The organism is Variovorax sp. ZS18.2.2 (assembly GCF_024701975.1).
In the GTDB taxonomy this organism is placed as follows: domain Bacteria; phylum Pseudomonadota; class Gammaproteobacteria; order Burkholderiales; family Burkholderiaceae_C; genus Variovorax.
Window position 1 is genome coordinate 298,639 of sequence record NZ_JANLNM010000009.1, and the last position, 24,476, is coordinate 323,114.

General features: G+C 67.3%; 23 protein-coding genes and 2 pseudogenes. 18 read left to right on the plus strand and 7 right to left on the minus strand.

Translation table 11 applies throughout. The annotated features are described in order from the left end of the window. The first annotated feature begins 1 nt into the window (after position 1). From NU688_RS28760 to NU688_RS28835, 16 genes and pseudogenes are all read left to right on the plus strand, one after another. On the plus strand, positions 2-532 hold the full coding sequence (locus NU688_RS28760; RefSeq protein WP_257864238.1) for a F0F1 ATP synthase subunit delta: 531 nt from the start codon (positions 2-4) through the stop codon (positions 530-532). A gap of 48 nt (positions 533-580) precedes the next feature. Beyond that, complete coding sequence (atpA, locus tag NU688_RS28765) at positions 581-2,194, plus strand: F0F1 ATP synthase subunit alpha (protein WP_257864239.1); 1,614 nt, start codon at positions 581-583, stop codon at positions 2,192-2,194. 33 nt (positions 2,195-2,227) lie between these two features. Then, entirely contained in the window at positions 2,228-3,103 is an 876-nt protein-coding gene (gene atpG / locus NU688_RS28770) for a F0F1 ATP synthase subunit gamma (RefSeq protein ID WP_198788346.1), read from the plus strand. A gap of 86 nt (positions 3,104-3,189) precedes the next feature. After that, positions 3,190-3,579 (plus strand): hypothetical protein, encoded by a 390-nt coding sequence (locus NU688_RS28775; RefSeq protein ID WP_257864240.1) that lies wholly within the window; start codon positions 3,190-3,192, stop codon positions 3,577-3,579. 129 nt (positions 3,580-3,708) lie between these two features. Further along, positions 3,709-5,109 (plus strand): F0F1 ATP synthase subunit beta, encoded by a 1,401-nt coding sequence (gene atpD / locus NU688_RS28780; RefSeq protein ID WP_257864241.1) that lies wholly within the window; start codon positions 3,709-3,711, stop codon positions 5,107-5,109. 36 nt (positions 5,110-5,145) lie between these two features. Beyond that, entirely contained in the window at positions 5,146-5,565 is a 420-nt protein-coding gene (locus NU688_RS28785; RefSeq protein ID WP_013543863.1) for a F0F1 ATP synthase subunit epsilon, read from the plus strand. 231 nt (positions 5,566-5,796) lie between these two features. Next, a complete protein-coding gene (locus tag NU688_RS28790; RefSeq protein ID WP_257864266.1) occupies positions 5,797-6,966 on the plus strand; it encodes an ROK family protein in 1,170 nt (389 codons plus the stop codon). After that, entirely contained in the window at positions 6,963-8,495 is a 1,533-nt protein-coding gene (locus NU688_RS28795; RefSeq protein WP_257864242.1) for a sugar ABC transporter ATP-binding protein, read from the plus strand. The genes NU688_RS28790 and NU688_RS28795 overlap by 4 nt, the downstream gene beginning before the upstream one ends. Then, complete coding sequence (locus NU688_RS28800) at positions 8,458-9,486, plus strand: ABC transporter permease (protein ID WP_257864243.1); 1,029 nt, start codon at positions 8,458-8,460, stop codon at positions 9,484-9,486. The genes NU688_RS28795 and NU688_RS28800 overlap by 38 nt, the downstream gene beginning before the upstream one ends. 43 nt (positions 9,487-9,529) lie before the next feature. Beyond that, positions 9,530-10,492, plus strand: a complete 963-nt coding sequence (locus tag NU688_RS28805; RefSeq protein ID WP_042577553.1) for a substrate-binding domain-containing protein — start codon at positions 9,530-9,532, stop codon at positions 10,490-10,492. Between the two features lie 62 nt (positions 10,493-10,554). Further along, entirely contained in the window at positions 10,555-11,721 is a 1,167-nt protein-coding gene (locus tag NU688_RS28810) for a Gfo/Idh/MocA family protein (protein WP_257864244.1), read from the plus strand. Between the two features lie 49 nt (positions 11,722-11,770). Continuing rightward, entirely contained in the window at positions 11,771-12,472 is a 702-nt protein-coding gene (locus tag NU688_RS28815; protein WP_257864245.1) for a phosphatase PAP2 family protein, read from the plus strand. 76 nt (positions 12,473-12,548) lie between these two features. Beyond that, positions 12,549-13,073, plus strand: coding sequence for a DUF3617 domain-containing protein (locus NU688_RS28820; RefSeq protein ID WP_257864246.1), 525 nt, complete (start codon positions 12,549-12,551; stop codon positions 13,071-13,073). Between the two features lie 62 nt (positions 13,074-13,135). Continuing rightward, on the plus strand, positions 13,136-14,191 hold the full coding sequence (locus NU688_RS28825) for a ligase-associated DNA damage response exonuclease (protein ID WP_374684703.1): 1,056 nt from the start codon (positions 13,136-13,138) through the stop codon (positions 14,189-14,191). After that, positions 14,188-15,819 (plus strand): annotated as a pseudogene (locus NU688_RS28830) (ATP-dependent DNA ligase); the annotation flags it as partial. The gene NU688_RS28825 and the pseudogene NU688_RS28830, both read left to right, overlap by 4 nt. Beyond that, positions 15,809-18,532: a ligase-associated DNA damage response DEXH box helicase gene (locus tag NU688_RS28835; RefSeq protein ID WP_257864249.1), complete on the plus strand. Its 2,724-nt coding sequence runs from the start codon at positions 15,809-15,811 to the stop codon at positions 18,530-18,532. The pseudogene NU688_RS28830 and the gene NU688_RS28835, both read left to right, overlap by 11 nt. 9 nt (positions 18,533-18,541) lie before the next feature. Here the strand turns inward: NU688_RS28835 and trxC are convergent, their stop codons facing one another. Next, entirely contained in the window at positions 18,542-18,988 is a 447-nt protein-coding gene (trxC, locus tag NU688_RS28840) for a thioredoxin TrxC (protein WP_198788358.1), read from the minus strand. A 77-nt stretch (positions 18,989-19,065) separates the two neighbouring features. Here trxC and pdeM point away from each other — a divergent pair, with 77 nt between their 5' ends. After that, on the plus strand, positions 19,066-19,749 hold the full coding sequence (gene pdeM, locus NU688_RS28845) for a ligase-associated DNA damage response endonuclease PdeM (protein WP_257864250.1): 684 nt from the start codon (positions 19,066-19,068) through the stop codon (positions 19,747-19,749). Positions 19,750-19,865: 116 nt separating this feature from the next. On the opposite strand, the gene NU688_RS28850 is transcribed toward pdeM, so the two are convergent. Genes NU688_RS28850 through NU688_RS28860 form a run of 3 tightly spaced genes read right to left on the minus strand, consistent with a single transcriptional unit; the run spans position 19,866 to position 21,926 of the window. After that, the gene (locus NU688_RS28850) at positions 19,866-20,396 is read right to left on the minus strand and encodes a TPM domain-containing protein (protein ID WP_257864251.1); all 531 of its coding nucleotides are present in this window, start codon (positions 20,394-20,396) and stop codon (positions 19,866-19,868) included. Positions 20,397-20,398: 2 nt separating this feature from the next. Next, positions 20,399-21,313 carry a YgcG family protein gene (locus NU688_RS28855; protein WP_257864252.1) on the minus strand — a complete coding sequence of 305 codons (915 nt, stop codon included), beginning with the start codon at positions 21,311-21,313 and terminating at the stop codon, positions 20,399-20,401. Between the two features lie 13 nt (positions 21,314-21,326). Then, the gene (locus tag NU688_RS28860; protein WP_374684704.1) at positions 21,327-21,926 is read right to left on the minus strand and encodes a LemA family protein; all 600 of its coding nucleotides are present in this window, start codon (positions 21,924-21,926) and stop codon (positions 21,327-21,329) included. 46 nt (positions 21,927-21,972) lie between these two features. Between NU688_RS28860 and NU688_RS28865 the strand changes: the two genes are divergently transcribed. Then, the gene (locus tag NU688_RS28865; protein ID WP_257864253.1) at positions 21,973-22,731 is read left to right on the plus strand and encodes a hypothetical protein; all 759 of its coding nucleotides are present in this window, start codon (positions 21,973-21,975) and stop codon (positions 22,729-22,731) included. 4 nt (positions 22,732-22,735) lie between these two features. Here the strand turns inward: NU688_RS28865 and NU688_RS28870 are convergent, their stop codons facing one another. The 3 genes and pseudogenes from NU688_RS28870 to NU688_RS34015 all read right to left on the minus strand — a co-directional run. Continuing rightward, on the minus strand, positions 22,736-23,410 hold the full coding sequence (locus tag NU688_RS28870; protein WP_257864254.1) for a cysteine hydrolase family protein: 675 nt from the start codon (positions 23,408-23,410) through the stop codon (positions 22,736-22,738). Continuing rightward, positions 23,407-24,339 carry an ABC transporter permease gene (locus NU688_RS28875; protein ID WP_257864256.1) on the minus strand — a complete coding sequence of 311 codons (933 nt, stop codon included), beginning with the start codon at positions 24,337-24,339 and terminating at the stop codon, positions 23,407-23,409. Before NU688_RS28875 ends, NU688_RS28870 begins: the two co-directional genes overlap by 4 nt. Next, positions 24,336-24,476, minus strand: a pseudogene (locus NU688_RS34015) (ABC transporter permease); the annotation flags it as partial. The gene NU688_RS28875 and the pseudogene NU688_RS34015, both read right to left, overlap by 4 nt.

The following is a 24,476-nucleotide window of genomic DNA, read 5'->3' on the forward strand; positions in this document are numbered from 1 at the left end:
CATGGCAGAACTCGCCACCATTGCACGTCCCTACGCGGAGGCGCTTTTCAAGGCCTCGTCGTCCGACGTCGCCGCAACCAGCGCCTGGCTCGAAAAGGTTGCCGCCATCGCGGCCAACCCCGAGCTCCAGCAATTCGCCGACAACCCCAAGGCCACGGCCGAGCAGGTTCTCGGTGTGGTCGCCGGCGCCTTCGGTGCGCCGTTGGCCGTCCACGCCCAGAACTTCCTGGGTGCGCTCCTGGAGAACGGGCGTTTTTCGGTGCTGCCGGAAATTGCGAAGCAGTTCCGGGCACTGGCCAACGTGAAGAGCGGTTCGTCCGACGCCGTGGTCTACAGCGCCTTCCCGATCGATGCCGCGGCTCTGGCCAACGTGTCGGCTGCGCTCGAAAAGCGTTTCGGCCGCAAGCTCCAGGTCACGGTCCGGCAGGAGCCGGAGCTGATCGGCGGCATTCGTGTGGTGGTCGGCGACGAGGTGCTCGACACCTCCGTCAAAGCGCGCCTTGAACAAATGAAAGTTGCGCTGGCGGCCTGACGGTCTTCAGCCCTCTACTTGTAGCCTCAAAGAAAGAAGGAAAGAGTCATGCAACTCAATCCCGCAGAAATTTCCGAACTGATCAAGAGCCGCATCGAGGGCCTTGGGGTCAGCGCCAACATCCGCAACGAGGGCACCGTGGTTTCGGTGACCGACGGCATCGTGCGCGTGCACGGCCTGTCCGACGCGATGCAGGGCGAAATGCTCGAGTTCCCGCCGAGCGCGGACGGCACCCCGTCCTTCGGCCTCGCGCTGAACCTCGAGCGCGACTCGGTCGGCGCCGTGATTCTGGGCGAGTACGAGCACATCTCCGAAGGCGACACGGTCAAGTGCACCGGCCGCATTCTGGAAGTGCCGGTCGGCCCCGAACTCATCGGCCGCGTGGTGAATGCACTGGGCCAGCCGATCGACGGCAAGGGTCCGATCAACGCCAAGATGACCGACGTGATCGAAAAGGTCGCTCCGGGCGTGATCGCACGGAAGTCCGTCGACCAGCCGATGCAGACCGGCCTCAAGTCGATCGACTCGATGGTGCCGATCGGCCGTGGCCAGCGCGAGCTGATCATCGGCGACCGCCAGACCGGCAAGACGGCCGTGGCGATCGACGCGATCATCAACCAGAAGGGTCAGAACATGACCTGCGTCTACGTTGCGATCGGCCAGAAGGCTTCGTCGATCAAGAACGTGGTGCGCTCGCTGGAACAAGCCGGCGCGATGGACTACACCATCGTGGTGGCCGCATCGGCCTCCGAATCGGCGGCCATGCAGTACGTGTCGGCCTACTCGGGCTGCACGATGGGCGAATACTTCCGCGACCGCGGCCAGGACGCCCTGATCGTCTATGACGACCTGTCCAAGCAAGCCGTGGCTTACCGTCAGGTGTCGCTGCTGCTGCGCCGCCCGCCAGGCCGCGAAGCCTATCCCGGCGACGTGTTCTATCTCCACAGCCGCCTCCTCGAGCGCGCAGCCCGCGTGAATGCCGACTACGTCGAAGCCTTCACCAAGGGTGAAGTCAAGGGCAAGACTGGTTCGCTGACGGCCCTGCCGATCATCGAAACGCAAGCCGGCGACGTGTCTGCCTTCGTTCCGACCAACGTGATCTCGATCACCGACGGCCAGATCTTCCTGGAAACCAGCCTGTTCAACGCCGGCATCCGCCCCGCCATCAACGCCGGTATCTCGGTGTCGCGCGTGGGTTCGTCGGCACAGACCAACCTGATCAAGAACCAGTCGGGCGGTATCCGTACCGACCTGGCCCAGTACCGTGAACTGGCTGCGTTCGCGCAGTTCGCTTCCGACCTGGACGAAGCGACCAGGAAGCAACTCGACCGCGGTGCGCGCGTGACGGAACTGCTCAAGCAGACCCAGTACAGCCCGCTGCCGATCTCGCTGATGAACGCCACGCTGTTCGCTGTGAACAAGGGCTTCATGGACGACATCGACGTCAAGAAGGTGCTCTCGTTCGAACACGGCTTCCACCAGCTGCTGAAGTCGAGCCACGCCGTCCTGCTCGAGACCATGGAAAAGAATGGCGCCAAGTGGGATGTGAAGCCCGCCAAGCCGGATGACAGCGCCGAGAAGCAAGCCTTCAAGAAGGTTTGCCAGGACGCCGAAGCCGAACTGCTGGCAGCCGCCACCTCGTTCAAGAAGTCGTTCGCCTGATCGACCCCTTGACCGACGCAAGAAGGAGTTCATATGGCAGCTGGTAAGGAAATCCGCGGCAAGATCAAATCGGTGGAAAACACCAAGAAGATCACCAAGGCCATGGAAATGGTCTCGGTTTCCAAGATGCGCAAGGCGCAAGAGCGCATGCGTGCCGCCCGCCCCTACAGCGAGAAGATCCGCAACATTGCGGCCAACCTCGGCAAGGCGAACCCCGAGTACACGCACGCATTCATGAAGAAGAGCGACGCCAAGGCGATCGGCTTCATCATCGTGACGAGCGACAAGGGGCTGTGCGGTGGTTTGAACACCAACCTGCTGCGCGCCGTGACGACCAAGCTGCGCGAAGCGCAGGCCGCTGGCGTGGCCATCGAGTCGGTCGCCATCGGCAGCAAGGGCCTCGGCTTCCTGAACCGCATCGGCGCCCGCGTGGTCGCGCATGTCACCCACCTGGGTGACACGCCCCACCTGGACAAGCTCATCGGACCGGTCAAGACCCTGCTCGACGCTTATGCGGAAGGCAAGCTCTCGGCCGTGTACCTGTGCTACACGAAGTTCATCAACACGATCAAGCAGGAGCCGCTCGTCGAGCAGTTGCTGCCGCTGGCCGCCGACTCGCTGAAAGTCGAGGAAGGCCAGCATTCGTGGGATTACATCTACGAGCCCGATGCGCAGAGCGTGATCGACGAGCTGCTGGTTCGCTATGTGGAGTCGCTGGTCTACCAGGCCGTGGCCGAGAACATGGCGTCCGAGCATTCGGCGCGGATGGTGGCCATGAAGGCTGCCACCGACAACGCAGGCAACGTGATCAGCGAGCTGAAGCTGGTCTACAACAAGACCCGCCAGGCCGGCATCACCAAAGAGCTGTCGGAAATCGTGTCGGGCGCGGCAGCGGCCGCCGGCGTTTGATCGAGGCAATGCAACGGGCCAAATTGCCGAACGGGCGCGCTCTGCGCGTCCGATAACACAGGCCTATTTTTAGGGATTCTGCGCACATGAAGAAACTTCTCGTTCTGGTGGCTGTTGCTGCCGCTCTGACTGCTTGCTCCAAGAAGGAAGAGGCGCCCGCTGCTGCTCCGGCGCCTGCCGCCGCACCTGCTGCGCCCGCTCCTGCCGCTCCGGCATCGGCACCGGCCGCAGCACCTGCTGCTGCAGCCCCGACCGCATCGGCTGCGGACCTGCCGCAAGAGTGCAACGACTACCTGACGAAGGTGCAGACCTGCGTGGGCGCACAAAGCGGTGCTGCCGCCGATGCGATGAAGTCCAGCCTCGACCAGACCAAGGCCACCTGGGCTTCGATGGGCGCCGACAAGGCTGCTCTGGGCCAGGCCTGCAAGGCTGCTTCGGACGCCTTCGCTGCACAAGCGACGGCCATGAAGTGCTGATCTGAAGAAGTAGTCATTCAAGGGTGCCGGCCCGTCCGGCATTCTTGCAAAAGCGGCCCGTTTTGGCACCAGGACGCTTCTGCAAGAACCTGTCGCAAATTTATTGAGATCCATCCAGAAGGAAACGCCATGGCTGAAGGAAAAATTGTCCAATGTATCGGCGCCGTGGTCGACGTGGAGTTCCCGCGTGACCAGATGCCCAAGGTGTATGACGCCTTGAAATTCGAAGGCGGCGGACTGACCCTCGAAGTTCAGCAGCAGCTGGGCGACGGCATCGTGCGCACCATTGCGCTGGGCTCGTCCGACGGCCTGCGTCGCGGTCTGATCGTGACCAACACCGGTGCATCGATCACCGTGCCGGTCGGCAAGGCCACGCTCGGCCGCATCATGGACGTGCTCGGCCGTCCGATCGACGAGCGCGGCGAAGTGAGCCAGGAGCTCACTGCCTCGATCCACCGCAAGGCTCCCGCGTACGACGAACTGTCGCCTTCGCAAGACCTGCTGGAAACCGGCATCAAGGTGATCGACTTGGTGTGCCCGTTCGCCAAGGGCGGCAAGGTGGGCCTGTTCGGCGGCGCCGGCGTGGGCAAGACCGTGAACATGATGGAACTCATCAACAACATCGCCAAGGCTCACTCGGGTCTGTCGGTGTTCGCCGGCGTGGGTGAACGTACCCGCGAAGGCAACGACTTCTATCACGAGATGGCCGACTCCGGCGTCGTGAACCTCGAGAAGCTCGAAGACTCGAAGGTGGCCATGGTCTACGGCCAGATGAACGAACCCCCGGGCAACCGTCTGCGCGTGGCGCTGACCGGCCTGACCATCGCCGAGTCGTTCCGCGACGAAGGCCGCGACGTTCTGTTCTTCGTCGACAACATCTACCGCTACACGCTGGCCGGTACCGAAGTGTCGGCACTGCTGGGCCGCATGCCTTCCGCCGTGGGCTACCAGCCGACGCTGGCCGAGGAAATGGGCCGCCTGCAAGAGCGGATCACCTCGACCAAGGTCGGCTCGATCACTTCCATCCAGGCCGTGTACGTGCCGGCGGATGACTTGACCGACCCGTCGCCCGCCACCACCTTCGCCCACTTGGACTCGACCGTTGTGCTGTCGCGCGACATCGCCTCGCTCGGTATCTACCCCGCCGTGGACCCGCTGGACTCGACCTCGCGTCAGCTCGACCCGAACGTGGTCGGCGAAGAGCACTACAACGTGGCCCGCTCCGTGCAGGGCATCCTGCAGCGCTACAAGGAACTGCGCGACATCATCGCGATTCTGGGCATGGACGAACTGGCGCCTGAAGACAAGCTGGCCGTGGCCCGCGCGCGCAAGATCCAGCGTTTCCTGTCCCAGCCGTTCTTCGTGGCGCAGGTGTTCACTGGCTCGCCCGGCAAGTACGTGCCGCTGGCCGAAACCATCCGCGGTTTCAAGATGATCGTGAACGGCGAAGCCGACCACCTGCCGGAACAAGCGTTCTACATGGTCGGCGGCATCGACGAAGCCTTCGAAAAAGCCAAGAAGATGGCCTGATCGCGGTTCTCACGCGGCAGCATCAAAGGAAACCAGATGGCAAACACCATTCACGTCGACGTGGTCAGCGCGGAAGAGTCGATCTTCTCGGGCGAGGCCAAGTTCGTCGCGCTGCCCGGTGAAGCCGGCGAGCTCGGCATCTATCCGCGTCACACACCGCTGATCACGCGCATCCGCCCCGGCGCCGTGCGCATCGAAACGGCCGACGGCGGCGAAGAGTTCGTCTTCGTGGCCGGCGGCATTCTCGAAGTGCAGCCGAACGCCGTCACCGTGCTGTCCGACACCGCGATCCGCGGCAAGGACCTCGACGACGAAAAGGCGAACGTGGCCAAGGCCGCGGCCGAGGAAGCGCTGAAAAACGCGAAGAGCGACATCGACATCGCGATGGCGCAGTCCGAACTGGCCGTGATGGCCGCGCAGATCGCTGCGCTGCGCAAGTACCGCCAGAAGAAGTAAGCGCGCGAGCGCTTCTTCCCAGGAAAAGCCGCCTTCGGGCGGCTTTTTTGCGTCTAAGCACTGCCATTCAACCATCTTCGATCTGAACTTGGTCGAAGTTCGACCTTGTCCGGCTGAAGCCCTGCCCCTAGTATTCGCGTTCGCCCGACGGCCCAAGGCTGCGGGATGGCAGAGCAAAAAGAACACGGAGACAAGCGCGTGGCACCCTGGAGTGGCATCACTGCTCATGAGATGCAGTTGCTGGAAACGACCTTCTGGTCGGCCGGCGGCTCGCGCCACGCCATGGCCGAGCAACTCGGTTTCTCCAAGAGCAAGGCCAATGCGCTGATCGCCGGCCTCGTCGACCAGGGGCTCCTCGCCGAAGCGGGCCTGCAGCGCTCCTCGGGCGGACGCCGCGCCGAAAACCTCCAGCTGCATGCCGGCCTCGGCGTGCTCATCGGCATCGACATCGGTGCCACCAGCCTCGACGTCGCGGTGCTGCGCCCCGACCTCACCGTGCTCGCGCAGCACGACGAACCCGCCGATGTGCGCGACGGCCCCGCCGTTGTGCTCGCCCGCGTGCGCACGCTGATGCGCGAACTGCTCGCCCGTTGCGGCCACGGCGCGAAGGACGTACTGGGCATCGGCATCGGCGTGCCCGGCCCCGTCAATTTCGAGATCGGCCAGCTCGTGAACCCGCCGCTGATGCCGGCCTGGGACAGCTTCTCGATCCGCGACTACCTGCGCGAGGATTACGCCGCACCGGTCTTCGTCGACAACGACGTGAACCTCATGGCGCTGGGCGAGCTGTGGCGCCTCAAGCGCTCGCTCACCAACTTCCTCGTCATCAAGATCGGCACCGGCATCGGCTGCGGCATCGTCTGCCACGGCGAGGTGTACCGCGGCGCCGCAGGCTCGGCCGGCGACGTGGGCCACATCTGCGTCGACCAGGAAGGCCCGCGCTGCCACTGCGGCAACCTCGGCTGCGTCGAGGCGATGGCAGCCGGCCCCGCGATCACGCGCATGGCGATGCAGGCGGCCGAGGCGGGCGAGAGCGAGGTGCTGGCCGAGTGCCTGCGCGTGCACGGCCGCATCGACGCCATCGATGTGGGCCAGGCCAGCCGCGGCGGGGACACCGCGGCCAACGGCATCATCCAGCGCGCGGGCAGCCTGATCGGGCAGATGCTCGCGTCGGTGGTCAATTTCTTCAATCCGTCGCATGTGTTCATCGGCGGCGGCATCACGCGCATCGGGCCGCTGTTTCTCGCGGCGGTGCGGCAGAGCGTGTATCAGCGATCGCTCGCGCTCTCCACGCGGCACCTGGAGATCCAGTACACGCCGCTCGGCACGCAGGGCGGCCTTGTCGGTGCCGGCGTGCTGGCGATGCACGAGACCCTGAAAGTTCGCGGAGTGGCGCCATGAACAGCGAAACCAAAGGCAGCGTTGCGGTCGAGTTCGACGGCGTGGTGAAGGCCTTCGGCCCCGTGCAGGTGCTGCATGGCGTGAGCTTCGCGCTCGCGCCCGGCCACGTGTATGGCCTCCTGGGCGAGAACGGCGCGGGCAAGTCCACACTGATGAAGATCCTCGCGGGCTACGAACAGCTCACCGGCGGCACGTTGCGCATCAATGGCCAGCCGCAGCAGTTCGCGAGCTCGCGCGATGCCGAGGCGCTGGGCATCGTGCTGATCCACCAGGAGTTCAACCTCGCCGAGGACCTGAGCGTTGCGCAGAACATCTTCCTCGGCCACGAAAAGAAAAAAGGCTGGCTGCTCGACGACGCCGCTATGGAGCGCGATGCCGCTGCAGCGCTCGCCGCCGTCGGCCTGCAGGTCGATCCGCGCACCAAGGTGCGCAAGCTCATCGTCGCGGAGAAGCAGCTCGTCGAGATCGCCAAGGCCATCGCCCGCCGCGCGCGCCTGCTCATCATGGACGAGCCCACCGCCACGCTCACGCCCGGCGAGACCGAGCGCCTGTTCAAGCTCATCGCGCAACTGCGTGCCGATGGCGTGACCATCGTCTACATCTCGCACAAGCTCGACGAGGTGGAGCAGGTGACCGACGAGGTGATCGTCATGCGCGACGGCCGCTTCGTCGCCCGCGCGCTCACGCCCGATGTCACGCGCCACCAGATGGCCAACCTGATGGTGGGCCGCGAACTGGCCGACCTTTATCCGCCGCGCGACCTCGTCGTTGCGGCCGATGCGCCGGCCATGCGCGTGCGCAACTTCACCGTGCCTGGCTGGGCGCAGGACGCGAGCTTCGAGGTGCGCCCCGGCGAGATCCTCGGCTTCGCGGGCCTCGTCGGCGCGGGCCGCACCGAACTCTTCGAAGGCCTGCTCGGCCTGCGCCCCGCGAGCGGCAGCGTCGAGATGCTCGGCAAGCCCGTGCCCCACAACAAGGGCTGGCGCAACCCGCGCGATGCCGCGAAGCACGGCCTCACGTACCTGAGCGAAGACCGCAAGGGCAAGGGCCTGCACGTCAACTTTGGCCTGCGCCAGAACCTCACGCTGATGGCGCTCGAGCGCTATGCCAAGCCGTGGCTGCAGCCCGAAGGCGAGCGCGGCGCGCTGGCCGAGGCGGTGAAGGACTACGGCATCCGCACCGGTTCGCTCGACGTCAAGGCCTCGTCGCTCTCGGGCGGCAACCAGCAGAAGCTCGCGCTCGCCAAGGTGCTGCAGCCGCAGCCCAAGGTGGTGGTGCTCGACGAGCCCACGCGCGGCGTCGATGTGGGCGCCAAGCGCGACATCTATTTCCTGATCCAGCGACTCGCCCGCGAAGGGCTCGCGGTGATCGTCGTCTCGTCGGAGCTGATGGAACTGATCGGCCTGTGCCACCGCGTCGCGGTGATGCGCGCGGGCAAGCTCGTCGCCACGCTCGACGCGGACCATTTGACTGAAGAGGAGCTCATCGCTCATGCCACCGGAACCGCAAACTCCCCCGTCGCCGCCTGAAGCGACGGCCGAGCACCGCAGCGAAGCCAAGCCGCGCTGGACCGAGCGCCTGCTCGGCCTCGGCCCGGTCATCGGCCTCGTGCTGCTGTGCATCGCGGGCACGCTGCTGAACGGCGACTTCGCCACCGTCGACAACGCGATGAACGTGCTCACCCGCACGGCCTTCATCGGCATCATCGCGGTGGGCATGTGCTTCGTGATCATCTCGGGCGGCATCGACCTGTCGGTGGGCTCGATGGCCGCGCTCATCGCGGGCAGCGTGATCATGTTCATCAACTGGGCCGGCCCCGCCTCGGGCTCGCCGCTGCTGGCGGTGGTGATGGGTGCGGTGCTGGCCATCGTGCTGGGCGCCGTGTTCGGCCTCGCGCATGGCCTTCTGATCACCAAAGGCCGCATCGAGCCCTTCATCGTGACGCTGGGCACGCTGGGCATCTTTCGCGCGTACCTCACGTACTTCGCCGACGGCGGCGCGCTCACGCTCGACAACGAGCTGTCGGACCTTTACGCGCCGGTGTACTACGCGAGCCTCGCGGGCATCCCGGTGCCGGTGTGGGTGTTCGTGATCGTCGCGATCATCGGCGGCGTGATCCTCAATCGCACGGCCTACGGGCGCTACGTGCAGGCCATCGGCTCGAACGAGCAAGTGGCGCGCTACGCGGCGGTGGACGTCGACCGCGTGAAGATCATGACCTACGTGCTGCTCGGCGTGTGCGTGGGCATCGCGACGCTGCTGTACGTGCCGCGCCTGGGCTCGGCCTCGCCGACCACGGGCCTCCTTTGGGAGCTCGAAGCGATCGCTGCAGTGATCGTCGGCGGCACGGCGCTCAAGGGCGGCGCGGGCAGCATCACCGGCACGGTGGTGGGCGCGATCCTGCTCTCGGTCATCAGCAACATCCTGAACCTCACCAGCATCATCAGCGTGTACCTCAATGCGGCGGTGCAGGGCTTCGTGATCATCATCGTCGCGTTCCTTCAACGCGGTCGGCGCTAGTTCTTTCTCGTTTCATTCCACCCACCAAGAGGAGACATCCAGCATGACAACTTTCACCCGTCGCATCGCACTCACGGCCGTGGCCGCCGCAGCGTTCGCGAGCCTGCCTGCGCTTGCCGCCGAAAAGGTCAACCTCGGCGTTTCGATTCCCGCGGCCACGCACAGCTTCATGGGCGGCATCAACTACTGGGCCAACCAGGCGAAGAAGGACCTGGAGAAAGAACACAAGGACCTGAAGATCACGATCAAGACGGCCGCCAACGCGCCCGAGCAGGCGAACCAGCTGCAGGACTTGTCGACGGTCACCAAGATCAATGCGCTCGTCGTGTTTCCGTTCGAATCGGCCGCGCTCACCAAGCCGGTCGCGCAGGTCAAGGCCAAGGGCGCGTACGTCACCGTGGTCGACCGGGGCCTCACCGACACCAGCGCACAGGATGCGTACGTGGCCGGCGACAACACCGCCTTCGGCAAGATCCCCGCCGAGTACATCGTGAAGACGCTGGGCGGCAAGGGCAACGTGGTGGCGCTGCGCGGCATTGCCACCACGCTGGACAACGAACGCATGGACGCCTTCAACGCGGTGCTCAAGGGCAGCCCCGACATCAAGCTGCTCGATGCCAAGTACGCCAACTGGAACCGCGACGATGCCTTCAAGGTCACGCAGGACTACCTCACGCGCTTCAAGCAGATCGATGCGATCTGGGCCGCCGACGACGACATGGCCGTGGGCGTGCTCAAGGCGATCTCGCAGGCCAAGCGCGATGACATCAAGATCGTGTTCGGCGGCGCGGGCGCCAAGGACATGGTCAAGACCATCATGGACGGCAAGGACAAGCGCATTGGCGCCGACGTGAGCTACTCGCCCAAGTTCATCTACGACGCGATCAAGCTGACGGCCGAAGCGCGCCTGAAGGGCGAGAAGCTGCCGGCGACGACCATCATTCCTTCGGTGCTGATCACCAAGGAAAACGCAAAAGACTTCTACCACCCGAACTCACCTTTCTGAACGGGGCTGCCTCGCTCCCTCTCCCCTCGGGGAGAGGGAACAGTTTCCAGGAACGCTTCGACATGACCGACACACCTCTTCGCAAGCTCCGCTACGCCATGGTCGGCGGCGGTCGCGACGCCTTCATCGGCGCCGTGCACCGCAAGGCCATGGCGCTGGACGGCCAGATCGAATTCGTCGCAGGCGCGCTTTCATCGAGCCCCGACAAGGCGCGTGCCTCGGGCCGCGATCTGGGCCTGGCCGACGACCGCAACCATGGCGACTGGCAGACGCTGCTGGCCGACGAGCTCAAACGCCTGGCGGACCAACGCATCGACTTCGTCTCGATCGTCACGCCGAACCACGTGCACTTTCCCGTGGCGCAGGCCTTCGCCGATGCAGGCTTCCACGTCGTGTGCGACAAGCCGCTCGTTCACACGCGCGACCAGGCCGATGCGCTGGTCGCCACCGTCACCAAGCAGGGCACGGTGTTCGGCGTCACCTACAACTACACCGGCTACCCGATGGTGCGGCAGGCGCGCGAGATGGTGCGCTCGGGCCAGCTCGGCGACATCCGCAAGATCGTCGTTGAATACAACCAGGGCTGGCTCGCGAGCCACGTCGAGGGCAGCGGCAGCAACAAGCAGGCCGACTGGCGCACCGACCCCGCGCGCAGCGGCGCGGCCGGCGCCATCGGCGACATCGGCTCGCATGCCGAGAACCTTGTATCGAGCATCACGGGCCTCGAGATCGAAAGCCTCTGCGCCGACCTCACCGCGCACGTGCCGGGCCGCATGCTCGACGACGACGGCAGCCTGCTGCTGCGCTTCAAGGGCGGCGCGCGCGGCGTGCTGATCGCCTCGCAGATCAGCACCGGCCTGGAGAACGACCTGCGCCTGCGCATCTCGGGCGCGCTCGGCACGCTCGAATGGCACCAGGAGCAGCCGAGCCAGCTGGTGCACCTGCCGCACGACGGGCCCAAGCGCACCTTCACGCGCGGCGGGCCGTGGCTGTGCGAAGCGGCGCGGCGGGCAAGCCGGCTGCCGACAGGGCACCCCGAAGGTTTCATCGAGGCCTTCGCCAACATCTATGCGGGCGTGGCAGCGGACATCCGCGCGCGGCTCGCAGGCCAGCCGGCCGATCCGCTCGCTGCTGATTACCCGCGCGTGGAAGACGGCGCGCGCGGCGTGCGCTTCATCGAGCGCACGGTGGCATCGGCCCAAAGCCAATTAAAGTGGACGCCCTGGTGATGCGCCGGCCTCGCACCCGCGAGGCCATGCCGCGTTGCCATCGGCATCCATGACGCATTCCTCTTTCGACGATTCCCCTTCACCTTCCTCGACACGATGGCTGCGCGCCCTGTGGCTGCGCTGCAAGACGCTGTGGCCGTTGAAGCTGGTCGGCAACACCGTCGCCACCATCGGGTTCTTTCCGCTGTACTTCTGGATCATGAAGAACGCGGGCGAGGCCTGGGTGCTGCCGCTCACCGCCTTCGACCGGCTGATCGCGTTCTGGCCGGCCGTCCTCCCCATCTATCTTTCGCTGTGGGGCTACATCGCGCTGCCGGTGCTGCTGGCGAAGGACAAGCGCGAGCTCTGGAGCTTCTCGTTCGGCTGCGCGGCGATGACAGCGCTCGCGCTGATCGTCTTCTGGTTCATGCCCACGGCGATACCGAACTTCTCCATCGATGCCACACCGGGCACCTCGCTGCATTTCCTGAAGACCGTCGACTCCGCTGGCAATGCATTCCCATCGCTGCACGTGTCGTTCTCGGTGTTCGCCTGCATCGTGCTCGCGCGGCAGCTGCGCGACGCTGGCGCGCCGGCATGGCTGCGCCTCTTCAACGTCGCATGGGCCGTGGCTATCGTGTATTCGACGATGGCGGTGCGCCAGCATGTGCTGATCGACGTGCTCGGCGGGCTGGCGCTGGGCCTCGCGCTCGGCTTCGTCTCTCGCGAGCGCAGCACTGTGGCGCAACCGCCGCAAGCCCGCACGGCGTAGACCGATTGCGGTATTCCGCCGCGGCGGCGCGGGCGGTACAAAGCGCAATCGTCGTCTACCCGTTGCGGAGCCCGCCATGAAGATCCGTTCGTCCGTCGCCGTGGCCTGCATGGTCGCCGGCACCATCGCTGCCAGTTCCGCCTTCGCCATCGACTACCCCGCGCGCAAGCCTGGCCTCTGGGAAATCCAGTCCGGCGATGGCACCACCGGCAAGGCGGCCAATCAGACCATCCAGCAATGCATCGACGCGGCCAGCGACAAGGCGCTGCGCGACATGGGGCAGGGCATGGGCAAGGACATGTGCGCCAAGCAGGACCTGCGCATCGAGGGCGGCAAGCTGGTCATGGACTCGGTCTGCAAGATCGGCACCACCACCGCCACCTCGCACGCCGTGATGACGGGTGACTTCAGCTCCAGCTACCGCATGGAGAGCAAGTCGACCTACAGTCCGCCGCTGATGGGCCGCACCGAGGGCACCAGCGTCATGGAGGCCAAGTGGGTCGGCCCCTGCAAGCCCGGCCAGAAGCCGGGTGACATGGTGATGTCCAACGGCATGAAGATGAACGTGCTCGACATGATGGGCGCTCGCGGCAAGAAGTAGGCGCCGGCCCACATCGCTTCGCGGTTGCCGTTCGGCGGCGCGAACGGCTGGCCGGGCCTACGATGGCGGCCATGCCCGACAAGGTGGATCTCGTCGTCGCCCGGCCCGAGGGCCTGTACTGCCCGCCCGGCGATTTCTACATCGACCCGTGGCGTCCGGTGGCGCGCGCGGTCATCACGCACGCGCATTCCGACCACGCCCGCATCGGGCACGCGCATTACCTGGCACACACCGACAGCGCCGGCACGCTGCGCACCCGGCTCGGCGCCGACATCAACCTGCAGACGCTCGCGTACGGCGAAGCCATCGAGCACCACGGCGTGCGCCTCTCGCTGCACCCGGCCGGCCATGTGCTGGGCTCGGCGCAGGTACGGCTCGAACACGGCGGGCGCGTGTGGGTCGCCTCGGGTGACTACAAGACCGAGCCCGACGGCACCTGCACACCCTTCGAGCCCGTGCCTTGCGACACCTTCATCACCGAATCGACCTTCGGCCTGCCGATCTACCGCTGGCCCACGCAGGCCGTGCTGTTCGCGGAGATCGATGCGTGGTGGCGCGCCAATGCCGAAGCCGGTCGCGCCTCGGTGCTGTTCTGCTATGCCTTCGGCAAGGCGCAGCGCATCCTGCACGGGGTCGATGCGTCGATCGGGCCCATCGTCGTGCACGGTGCGGTCGAGCCGCTCAATGCCGTGTACCGCGCGGCGGGCGTGGCGCTGCCGGAGACGGTGCGCGTCACCGATCCCGGTGTCGATGCGGCATTGCTGAAGCGCGCGCTGGTGCTCGCGCCGCCGTCCGCGCAGGGCACGCCGTGGATGAAGCGTTTCGGCAACTATGCCGATGCCTTCGCGAGCGGCTGGATGCAACTGCGCGGCACGCGCCGCCGGCGGGGCGTGGACCGGGGCTTCGTCATGTCCGACCACGCCGACTGGCCCGGCCTGCAGCAGGCGATTGCGGGAACGGGCGCCGAGCGCGTGTTTGTCACCCACGGCAGCGTGCAGGTGATGGTGCGGTGGCTGACGGAGAACGGGCTCGACGCGCAGGGCTTCAAGACCGAGTACGGCGATGAGGACGACCAGGACGCGCCGGCCGCAGCACCCACCGCCGAGGAAGCGAAGTGAAGGACTTCGCCGCGCTCTACCGCGAACTGGACGCGAGCACGTCGAGCATCGCGAAGCAGGTCGCATTGCAGCGCTACCTGCGCGACGCCGACGCGGCCGATGCCGCATGGGCCGTCTACTTTCTCGCCGGCGGCAAGCCGCGCCAGCTCGTGCCCACCAAGCTGCTTCGCCTGCTCGCGCAGGAAGCCGCGGGCCTGCCCGAGTGGCTGTTCGACGAGAGCTACGACGCCGTCGGCGATCTCGCCGAGACCATCGCGCTCCTGCTGCCGCCCCCGAGCGAAGTGCATGACCTCGGGCTCGCGGCCTGGGTCGAGCAGCATCTGTTGCCGCTGCGCGAGGCCGCGAAGACCGCGCCCGAAGAACTGTCGGACCGCCTGCGCGCCCAGTGGCGGCAGCTCGCGGCCGAGGAGCGTCTCGTGTACTTCAAGCTCATCACGGGCGCGTTCCGCGTCGGCGTGTCGAAGCTGCAGGTCACGCAGGCGCTCGCGGCCGTGGGCGGCATCGATGCCAAGCGCGTGGCGCAGCGGCTCATGGGCTACACGCACATCGGCGCGCGGCCGCGGGCGGGCGACTACGCGATGCTGATCGCGCCGGAATCCGATTCGGAACAGGTGCAGAAGACCAGCGGACAGCCGTACCCTTTCTTCCTCGCGCACCCGTTCAACATTCCGCTCGAACAATTCGATGCGGTGCTGGGGCCGCCCGCTGACTGGATCGTGGAATGGAAGTGGGACGGCATCCGCGCGCAGCTCGTCAAGCGTGCGGGCGTCGTGTGGCTGTGGTCGCGCGGCGAAGAGCTGGTGACCGAGCGCTTTCCCGAACTCGCGGCGCTCGGCGAGGCGCTGCCGGACGGCACGGTGCTCGACGGCGAGATCGCCGTGTGGCGCAAGGCAGAGACTTCACCCGAGGGTGAAGGCAAGGTACAGCCCTTCGCCGAACTGCAGAAACGCATCGGCCGCAAGACGCTCGGCGCCAAGCTGCTGCGCGACATTCCCGTGGTGCTGCTCGCCTACGACCTGCTCGAATGGGAAGGGCGCGATTTGCGCGTAGAGCCGCAGTCGACGCGCCGCGTGCTGCTCGACGACCTCATTACACGCATGCAGCATCCGTCTCTGCTGCCGAGCCCGATGCTGACAGGCCTCGATTGGCGCGACCTCGCACGTCAACGCGAAGCCGCACGCACCATGGGCGTCGAAGGGATGATGCTCAAGCGCCGCGACGCGCAATACGGCGTGGGCCGCACGAAAGATGTGGGCGTGTGGTGGAAGTGGAAGATCGAGCCGCTCAGCATCGATGCGGTGCTCATCTACGCGCAGCGCGGGCACGGCCGCCGCGCAAGCCTCTTCAGCGACTACACCTTCGCGGTGTGGGACGGCCCGCCCGAACAGGAGGACCGCAAGCTCGTGCCGTTCGCCAAGGCCTATTCCGGGCTCACCGACGCGGAGATGGCGCGCGTGGACGCGATCATCCGCAAGACCACGGTCGAGAGCTTCGGGCCGGTGAAGAGCGTCAAGCCGACGCTGGTGTTCGAGCTGGGCTTCGAGGGCATTGCGCGCAGCACGCGGCACAAGAGCGGCATCGCGGTGCGCTTTCCGCGGATGCTGCGCTGCTGCCGACATGACCGACCCGACGGACCCCGCATTTCTCCCTCCCCTTCCGGGGGAGGGCCGGGGTGGGGGCACGCGGCGCATCAAGGATCGGCAGGTTGTCGAAGGCCGCGTGCCCCCATCCCAACCTTCCCCCGGGAGGGGAAGGAGCAAGACCGTCAAGGCTGCGCTCGATGCGTGGTTCGTCTCGCGAGCGTGGAAGCCGTTCAAGTTTCAACGCGACGTGTGGAAGGCCGTTGCCGATGGCAAGTCCGGCATGCTGCATGCGACCACCGGCGCGGGCAAGACCTATGCGGTGTGGCTCGGCGCGTTGCAGGTCTTCTCGCAGGCGCGCAAGGAAACCGCACGGCCCGCCGCACCGCCGCTCACCGTGCTCTGGCTCACGCCCATGCGCGCACTCGCGGCCGACACGCTGCGCGCGCTGAAGCAGCCGCTCGAAGCCCTCGGCGCCGAGGTGCATCCGTGGAGCGCGGGCGCGCGCAGCGGCGACACCTCGTCGGCCGAGCGCAGCGCACAGAACGAGCGGCTGCCGACCGTGCTCGTCACCACGCCCGAAAGCCTGTCGCTGCTGCTCGCACGCGCCGATGCCAGCGTTGTGCTGGGTCGCGTGAAGATGGTCGTGGTCGACGAATGGCATGAGCTGCTCGGCAACAAGCGCGGCGTGCAGGTGCAGCTGGCGCTCGCGCGGCTCAAGCGGTGGAACCCGGGCCTGGCGGTCTGGGGCATGTCGGCCACGCTCGGCAATCTGCAGGAGGCCATGCATTCGCTGCTCGGCCACGACGAGGGCGTGCTCGTGCAGGGCCAGGTGCCGAAGAAACTCGTCATCGATTCGCTCTTGCCAGGCCGCGCCGAGCGCTTCCCGTGGGGCGGGCACCTCGGCCTCACGATGCTGCCGCAGGTGATCGAGGAGATCGCCGCGAGCAGCACCACGCTGGTCTTCACCAACACGCGCTCGCAGGCCGAGATCTGGTACCAGGCGATGCTCGAGGCCAAGCCCGAGTGGGCGGGCACCATCGCGCTGCATCATGGTTCGCTCGACCGCGCGGTGCGCGAATGGGTCGAGCTGGGCTTGAAGAGCGGCGAGCTCAAGGCGGTGGTCTGCACGTCGAGCCTGGACCTGGGCGTCGATTTTTTACCGGTCGAGCGCGTGCTGCAGATCGGTTCGCCCAAGGGCGTCGCGCGGCTGCTGCAGCGTGCGGGCCGCTCGGGCCATGCGCCGGGGCGGCCGTCGCGCATCACGCTCGTGCCCACGCACAGCATCGAGATGGTGGAGGGCGCGGCGGCGCGCACGGCGATCGCGGCGGGCCACATCGAGGCGCGCCATTCGCCCGACCAGCCGCTCGACGTGCTGGTGCAGCACCTGGTGACGGTGGCGCTTGGCGGCGGCTTCGTGCCCGACGATCTCTACGACGAGGTCCGCGGCACCGCGGCGTATGAAACGCTCTCGCGCGAGAGCTGGCAGTGGTGCCTCGACTTCGTCTCGCAGGGCGGCCCGTCGCTTGCCGTGTACCCGGACTACAAGCGCGCCGTGCCCGATGCACGGCTCGCGCGGCGCCATCGCATGAACATCGGCACCATCGTGAGCGATGCGAGCATGGCGGTGCAGTACCTCGGCGGCGCCAAGATCGGCAGCGTCGAAGAAGGATTCGTCGCGCGCATGAAGCCGGGCGATTGCTTCCTCTTCGGCGGCCGCTTGCTCGAACTCGTGCGCATCCACGACATGACGGCGTGGGTGCGGCGTGCCACTGGCAAGCGCGCCGCGGTGCCGCGCTGGAACGGCGGGCGCATGCCGCTGTCGAACACGCTGGCCGATGCCGTGGTGCAGCAGCTCGCGCTGGCGGGCGAGGCGCACTACGACTCGCCCGAGCTGCAGTGCGTGCGGCCGCTGCTCGAAATCCAACAGCAGTGGTCGGCGCTGCCGACGCCGCAGACGCTGCTCGCCGAGACGCTCAAGACGCGCGAGGGCTCGCATCTCTTCCTCTATCCGTTCGCGGGCCGGCATGTGCACTTGGGGCTTGCGAGCCTGCTGGCCTGGCGCGTCGCGCAGCACGAGGCGCGCACCTTCTCCATCGCGGTCAACGACTACGGCTTCGAGCTGCTGAGCGCGACCGAGGTCGACTGGCCCACGCTGCTGCCGCAGGTGTTGCGCCTGCCGGAAGGCGAGGGCGACATGGATGCACGCACGGCGCTGCTGCACGAGGTGCTGGCCTCGCTCAACGCGGGTGAATTGGCGCAGCGGCGCTTTCGCGAGATTGCGCGCGTCTCGGGGCTGATCTTCCAGGGCTATCCGGGCGAGAAGCGCAGCAGCCGGCAACTGCAGGCATCGTCGTCGCTGTTCTGGGAGGTGTTCCGCAAGTACGACCCTGAGAACAAGCTGCTGCAGCAGGCCGAGCAGGAACTGCTCTCGCAGGAGCTGGAGATCGGGCGCCTGCGTGCCAGCTTGGAGCGCATGGCCACGCAACAGCTCGTGCTGAAACCGCTCGAACGGCCGACGCCGTTCTCGTTCCCGCTGATGGTCGAGCTGTTTCGCGAGAAGCTGTCGAACGAGAACGTGGCCGACCGCATCGCGCGCATGGTCGAGCAGCTGGAAAAAGCCGCGGGCGGCGTGGTCACGGCCGGCGGTGTGGAGCGCGTGAAGAACACGTTGGCGTTCGGGCAGGAGGGGCCAAGCAAGTCGCCGCCCAGGCCACGGCGCGAGCGCAGGCGGCCGTCACGGCCTCTGCCGCCGTTGTGAGCCGATCGATCAGCCGCCGTGCGCCTTCACCCACCGCACGATGTCCGCCGCGCCCATCGCGCCGGCCTGCCGTGCCACTTCTCGGCCACCGCGGAAGAGGGCTAGCGTCGGGATGCTGCGGATGTTGAAGCGTGCGCCGAGCGCGGGCACGGCCTCGGTATCGACCTTGGCCAGGCGCACATGAGGTTCGAGCTGGGCTGCGGCCTGCTCGTAGCCCGGCGCCATCTGGCGGCAGGGGCCGCACCACGGCGCCCAGAAGTCGACCAGCACCGGGATCTCGTTGCGCGCGATGTGGCGGTCGAAGGTCTTTTCGTCGGGCAGCGCGGTCGAATGGCCGGCGAACAGCGCCTTGTGGCAACTGCCGCAATCGGGCGCGCTGCCCAGCTGCTCCGCGCGCACGCGGTTGGTCGTGTGGCAGTGCGGGCAGACGATGAGCTTCGGGGGCGATTCGGTCATACGGAAGAACTGGGGATCGCGCGGTTGAATTGCAAGGTGGCCGCCGGTCCGCGCGTCTTTTGCGACACTCGTCGGCCGTGACCTCCTCGCACCTTACCGCGTCGCCGCTCGCTGTCCAATGGGCCGGCGAGCTGCTGCACCTGCTGCCCGGGCGTGCGCTCTGGTGGCCCGGCGAGCGCGTGCTGTTCATCGCCGACCTGCACATCGGCAAGGCCGCGACCTACCGCGCGCTGGGGCAGCCGGTGCCGGGCGGCACCACGCAGGAGAACCTGGCGCGGCTCGATGACTTGATTGCTGTGCAGGTGCCTCGGCACATCGTTTTTCTCGGCGACTTCCTGCATGCGGCCCAGGCCCGCACGCCGCAGGTGCTGGCTGCGCTCGAAGCCTGGCGCGCCACGAATGCGGGCCTGGCGATGACGCTGGTGCGTGGCAACCACGACAGCCGCGCGGGCGATCCGCCGGCGGCGCTGGGCATCGAGGTGGTCGACGAGCCCTTCCTGCTCGGTCCGTTCGCCTGCTGCCACCATCCGCAATCGCATGCCACGCACTTCGTGCTTGCGGGACACCTGCATCCGGTGTGCAGGCTTTACGGACCGGGGCGCGACAGCGTGCGGCTGCCCTGTTTCGTGAGCGATGCGCGGCAGGCCGTGCTGCCGGCCTTCGGCGAGTTCACGGGTGGCTTGTTGATGGAGACGGCGCCGGAGCGGCGCTTCTACGCGGTGGGTGGCGAGACGGTGTGGGCGCTGCCGCCATCGGATTGATGTTTTGCTCCTTCCCCCTCTGGGGGAAGGTTGGGATGGGGGCAGGCAGAGCGCCCGATGGATACGCCGCGTGCCCCCACCCCGGCCCTCCCCCGGAAGGGGAGGGAGAAAGACACTCAGAGCACCACGGGCTCGTCAGGCAGCTCGTTGGTATCGGCCTCGTCCTCGGCCAGCGGAAAGTGCGCCACCAGCAAGGCCGACATTTCTTCCAGCGCCTGCGTGAGCCCGTCCTCGAAGCGGCCGTCGCGGAACGCCGCGCCCATGCGTTGCGCCATCGCGGCCCATTCGGCGTCGTCCACGCGCGAATCGATGCCGCGGTCGGCCACGATCTCGATCGCATGCTCGGCCAGCAGCAGGTAGACCAGCACGCCGTTGTTGTGCTCGGTGTCCCACACGCGCAGCTTGCCGAACAGCGTGACGGCACGCTCCCTGGGCGGTGCATGGCGCCAGAGGTACGACATCGGCAGGCCCGCTTCGACGCAGATGCGGATCTCGCCACTGTGGCGCCGTTCGCTCGCGGCCACGCGGCTGGCCAGGCGCTGCATCGCGTCGGCCGGCAGCACGCGGCGTACCGCGGCTTCGTCGGCCCACCGATGGCGCCAGATGCGGCCGAGCTTCGAGAAGAGCGTGGGTTCTGCAGTTGCCATGTTCACCAGTCTCCCGAAGCGCCGCCGCCGCCGAAATTGCCACCGCCGCCGGAGCTGAAACCGCCGCCCCCGCCTCCGCCACCACCACCCCATCCGCCGCCCCCGCCGCTGCTCCAGCCACCACCGCCGCCGCCACCGCGACCACCACCGAACCCGGCGAGGCCCGCGAACAGCGAGACCATGAGCGCGATCAGCCCGGCAATCACCGCGATCACGGTGCTGGTCGTGAGGAAGAACGCGACCGCGCCGATGCCGCCGCCCATGACGACCGAGCCCAGCGTCTTGCCCAGGATGGCGCGCACGATCGGCGCGCCGACGAAGACGCCGACGAACAGGAAGATCGCGAGGTTCTCCCAGTCGAAGTCCCCGCCTGAACCGCTACCGCTGCTGTTGCGCGAAGGCTCAGGCAGCGGCTCGCCGTCGACCAGGCCGATGAGGCGGTCCACCGCCGCGTTGAGGCCGCCCGCGAAGTCGTTGTTGCGAAAGCGCGGCTTCATCTCCTCGTCGATGATGCGCACGGCCGCGAGGTCGGGCACCGCGCCTTCGAGCGCCTTGGCCGTGGCGATGCGCATCTTGCGATCGTCCTTGGCGACGATCACGAGGAGGCCGTCGCCCACATCCTTGCGGCCGATCTTCCAGGCGTCGCCGACACGCTGCGCATAGCTGGCGATGTCTTCGGGCTGGGTGGTCGGCACCATCAGCACCACGATCTGCGAGCCCTTGCGCTGCTCGAAGGCCGCGAGCTTGGTGTCGAGGCCCGAGCGCTGCGCGGCGTCGAGCGTGCCGGTCTGGTCGATGACGCGCGCGGTGAGCGCGGGCACGGGCAGCAGGCCCTGCGCCAGCGCGGGCAAGCCGGCCCACGCCAGGGCTGCGACGAAGACTGCAGCCAGCGCGCGGCGGATCAGGGCTGCAACCATCGGCGCTTCTGGCTTACTTCTTCGGTGCGCTGAAGTCGACCGTGGGCGGCGTCGAGATTTGCGCTTCGTTCTGCACCGAGAAATTGGGCTTCGGCGCGTAGCTGAAGATCTTGGCCGTGATGTTGGTGGGGAAGCTGCGCGCGAGCACGTTGTACTCCTGCACGCTCTCGATGTAGCGGTTGCGCGCCACGGTGATGCGGTTCTCGGTGCCTTCGAGCGTCACGCGCAGGTCGCGGAAGGCCTGGTTGGCCTTGAGCTCAGGGTAGCGCTCCGACACCACCATCAGCCGCGACAGGGCCGAGGAGAGTTCGCCCTGCGCCTGCTGGAACTTGTTGAAGGCCTCGGGGTTGTTGAGCGTCTCGGGCGTCACCTGGATCGAGGTGGCCTTGGCGCGCGCCTCGATCACCTTGGTGAGCGTGTCCTGCTCGAAGCTGGCCTCGCCCTTGACGGTGGCCACGATGTTGGGCACGAGGTCGGCGCGCCGCTGGTACTGGTTGAGCACCTCGCTCCAGGCCGATTTGCTGGCCTCGTCGAGGGACTGGAACTGGTTGTAGCCGCATCCACTTAGGGACAGGACCGCCGCGAAAATCAAGAGCCAGCGCTTCATCATCATTTGCATTACCTCCGCAGAAGAAGCGGAAGGTAGCATAGGTGCCACTATGCCCCGCGATTCCATAGACCCTCTCCACGCGCTGCAGGCCGCGAACCGTCCCGCAGTGCCCGCGGCGGCGGCCACCGGCACGCTGCTGATTGCCGGTGCGACGGGCGCGCTGGGGCAGGAGTTGCTGCGGCGGCTGGCGGGCAGCCATCGGTACGCCCATGCCCGCGTGCTGGCGCGCGAGCCGATTCGCGACGGCCTGCGTGGCGTCGAAACCTACCTGAGCCCTGACCTCCCGATTTCGCAATGGCCGCTGACTTCGGCCGACACCGCGGTCATCGCCTTCGACCCGCCGCGGCTGTACCACGACCGCGAGCGCGCGCTCTGGGTGCCGCAGCCCGCCGACCTGCCCGAACTCGCGCGCTGGCTGCGCACCTGCGGCGTGCGGACCCTGGCCATCGTGCAGCCGCACGACCAGGGCAAGCTGCCCGAGGCGCTCAAGCGCGGCCTCGCGAGCCTGGACGAGCAGGCGGTGGTTGCCAACGGCTTCGACCGCGTGATCCTCGTGCGTTCGGCGCGCAAGCCCCTGAACGCGAAGTTCGCCAATCCCGCCGAGAGGCTCGCCGCCTGGATGCTGTCGGTCGTGCGCTTCATGGTGCCGAGCAGCGAGCAGCCGGTGCGCGCCTCCAAGGTGGCCGAACTGGTCGATGTTTCATTGCGCATCGCGCCGCCGGGCGTGCACGTGGCCGCGCCGGAAATGGTGTGGGAGGCCTCGCAGGGCCAGCAGATGCAGGCGGTGGCGCAGCGCTGGTTGAGCTGACGCGTCAGCCGCGCCACTGGTGCAGCAGCTCGGACGAATCGACCACCAGCCCCAGGTGCAGCGACACCATGCTGAGCGCAGCGCTCTCCAGATGCGGGTCGGTCCCGCGCACCAGGTCGCGCAGCACGATCACGCGGTAGTTGTGGTTGTTGGCATCGAAGGCGGTGTTGAGCACGCAGCAGTCGGTGAAGCCGCCGTCGAGCACCACCGTCTGGATGCGCTGGTTGCGCAGCAGAAAGTCGAGGTCCGTCGGGTAGAAGGCCGACAGCCGGCGCTTGTTTTCCACGCGCATATCGCCGGGCTCGACGCGCGTGACCCACTCGGTCCAGCGCGAGCCTTCGAGGGCATGCGCATCGGCATTGGGAATCGCGCCCACATGCAGCGGAAAGGTGCGGCGCCAGGCGGCCGGAATGCCGTGGATGTCGTCCACGCCATCGGGTCGCAGCACCGACTTGATGTGCACGATGCGCACGCCCAGCGCGCGTGCCTCGTCATGGAAGCCGTCGATGGGCGCCACCACGTCCCGCGCACGCGGCGCGGGGCAGGGGCAATCGGGGCTGTCGTCCAGGTGGCCGCGGTGCATGTCGATCGAGAGCACCGCGGTGGTGGCCGGGTCGAGGTAGTCGGCAAACTGTGCGTTGTCGAGCGAACGCTCCTCGCCGTAGACCCAGGCCTTCATCGCCGCTCCTCGCGCACGTAGGGCTGCCCCAGCGCACCGGGCTCATCGTCGCTGCTGCGCTTTCCGAGCGCGACCCAGACCATCACGCCCAGCGTCACGACATACGGCGTCATCATCACGAAGTACTGCGGCAACTGCACCCCGGCCGCGGCCAGCTGCGGAATCAGCGCCTCGATGCAGCCGAACAGCAGCGCACCAATGAGCGCCTTCCACGGCGACCAGCGCGCAAAGATCACCAGCCCCACCGCAATCCAGCCGCGCCCGCCGGTCATGCCCGCGATCCACAGCTTGGTGCTGACCACCGAGATGTAGGCGCCCGCCAGACCTACCAGCGCAGAGCCCGCGAGCACGGCGGCGAAGCGCCATGCCGTGACGCGGATGCCGGCCGCGTCGGCCGCCTGCGGGTTCTCGCCCACGGCGCGCAGCCGCAGGCCGGTGGAGGTGCGTGCGAAGAACCAGGCGACGGCACCGAAGATCGGCAGCGTGAGCCACACCATCGCGTTCTGCTCGAACAACCTGCCCACACCCGGCAGCAGCGACAGCGGCCACAGCGCCATCGCGCCGATACCTTCGGTCGCATGGTTGGTCCACTCGGCCAGGCTGCCCACGAGCGCCGTGAGCCCCTGGCAGAAGAACACCAGCGCCAGGCCTGCGATCACCTGGTTCACCCGCAGCCAGATCACCATCACCGCGAACAGCACCGAAACGACGCTGGCCGCCAGCATCGCCAGCGCCAGCGACACGACCGGCTGGCCCAGCGCGATCTGCGCGCCGATGCCCACCAACGCGCCCACCAGCATCAGCCCTTCGGCCCCGAGCGAGAGCACGCCAGCGCGCTCGCAGATGATGAGTCCGAGTGCCGCCAATGCGTAGGGCACAGCAAAGTCGGGCGTGTTCGCGAGCCAGTTGAGGATGACGCTGCCGCTCATGCCGTCTCCCCACCCACGCGACGCAGCCGATGACGAATGAAGAAGTCGCTCGATGCCACGCACACCACGACGATGGCCTGGATCAGCTGCACCATCGAGAACGGCACCTGGTAGAACACCTGCAGGCTGCGGCCGGT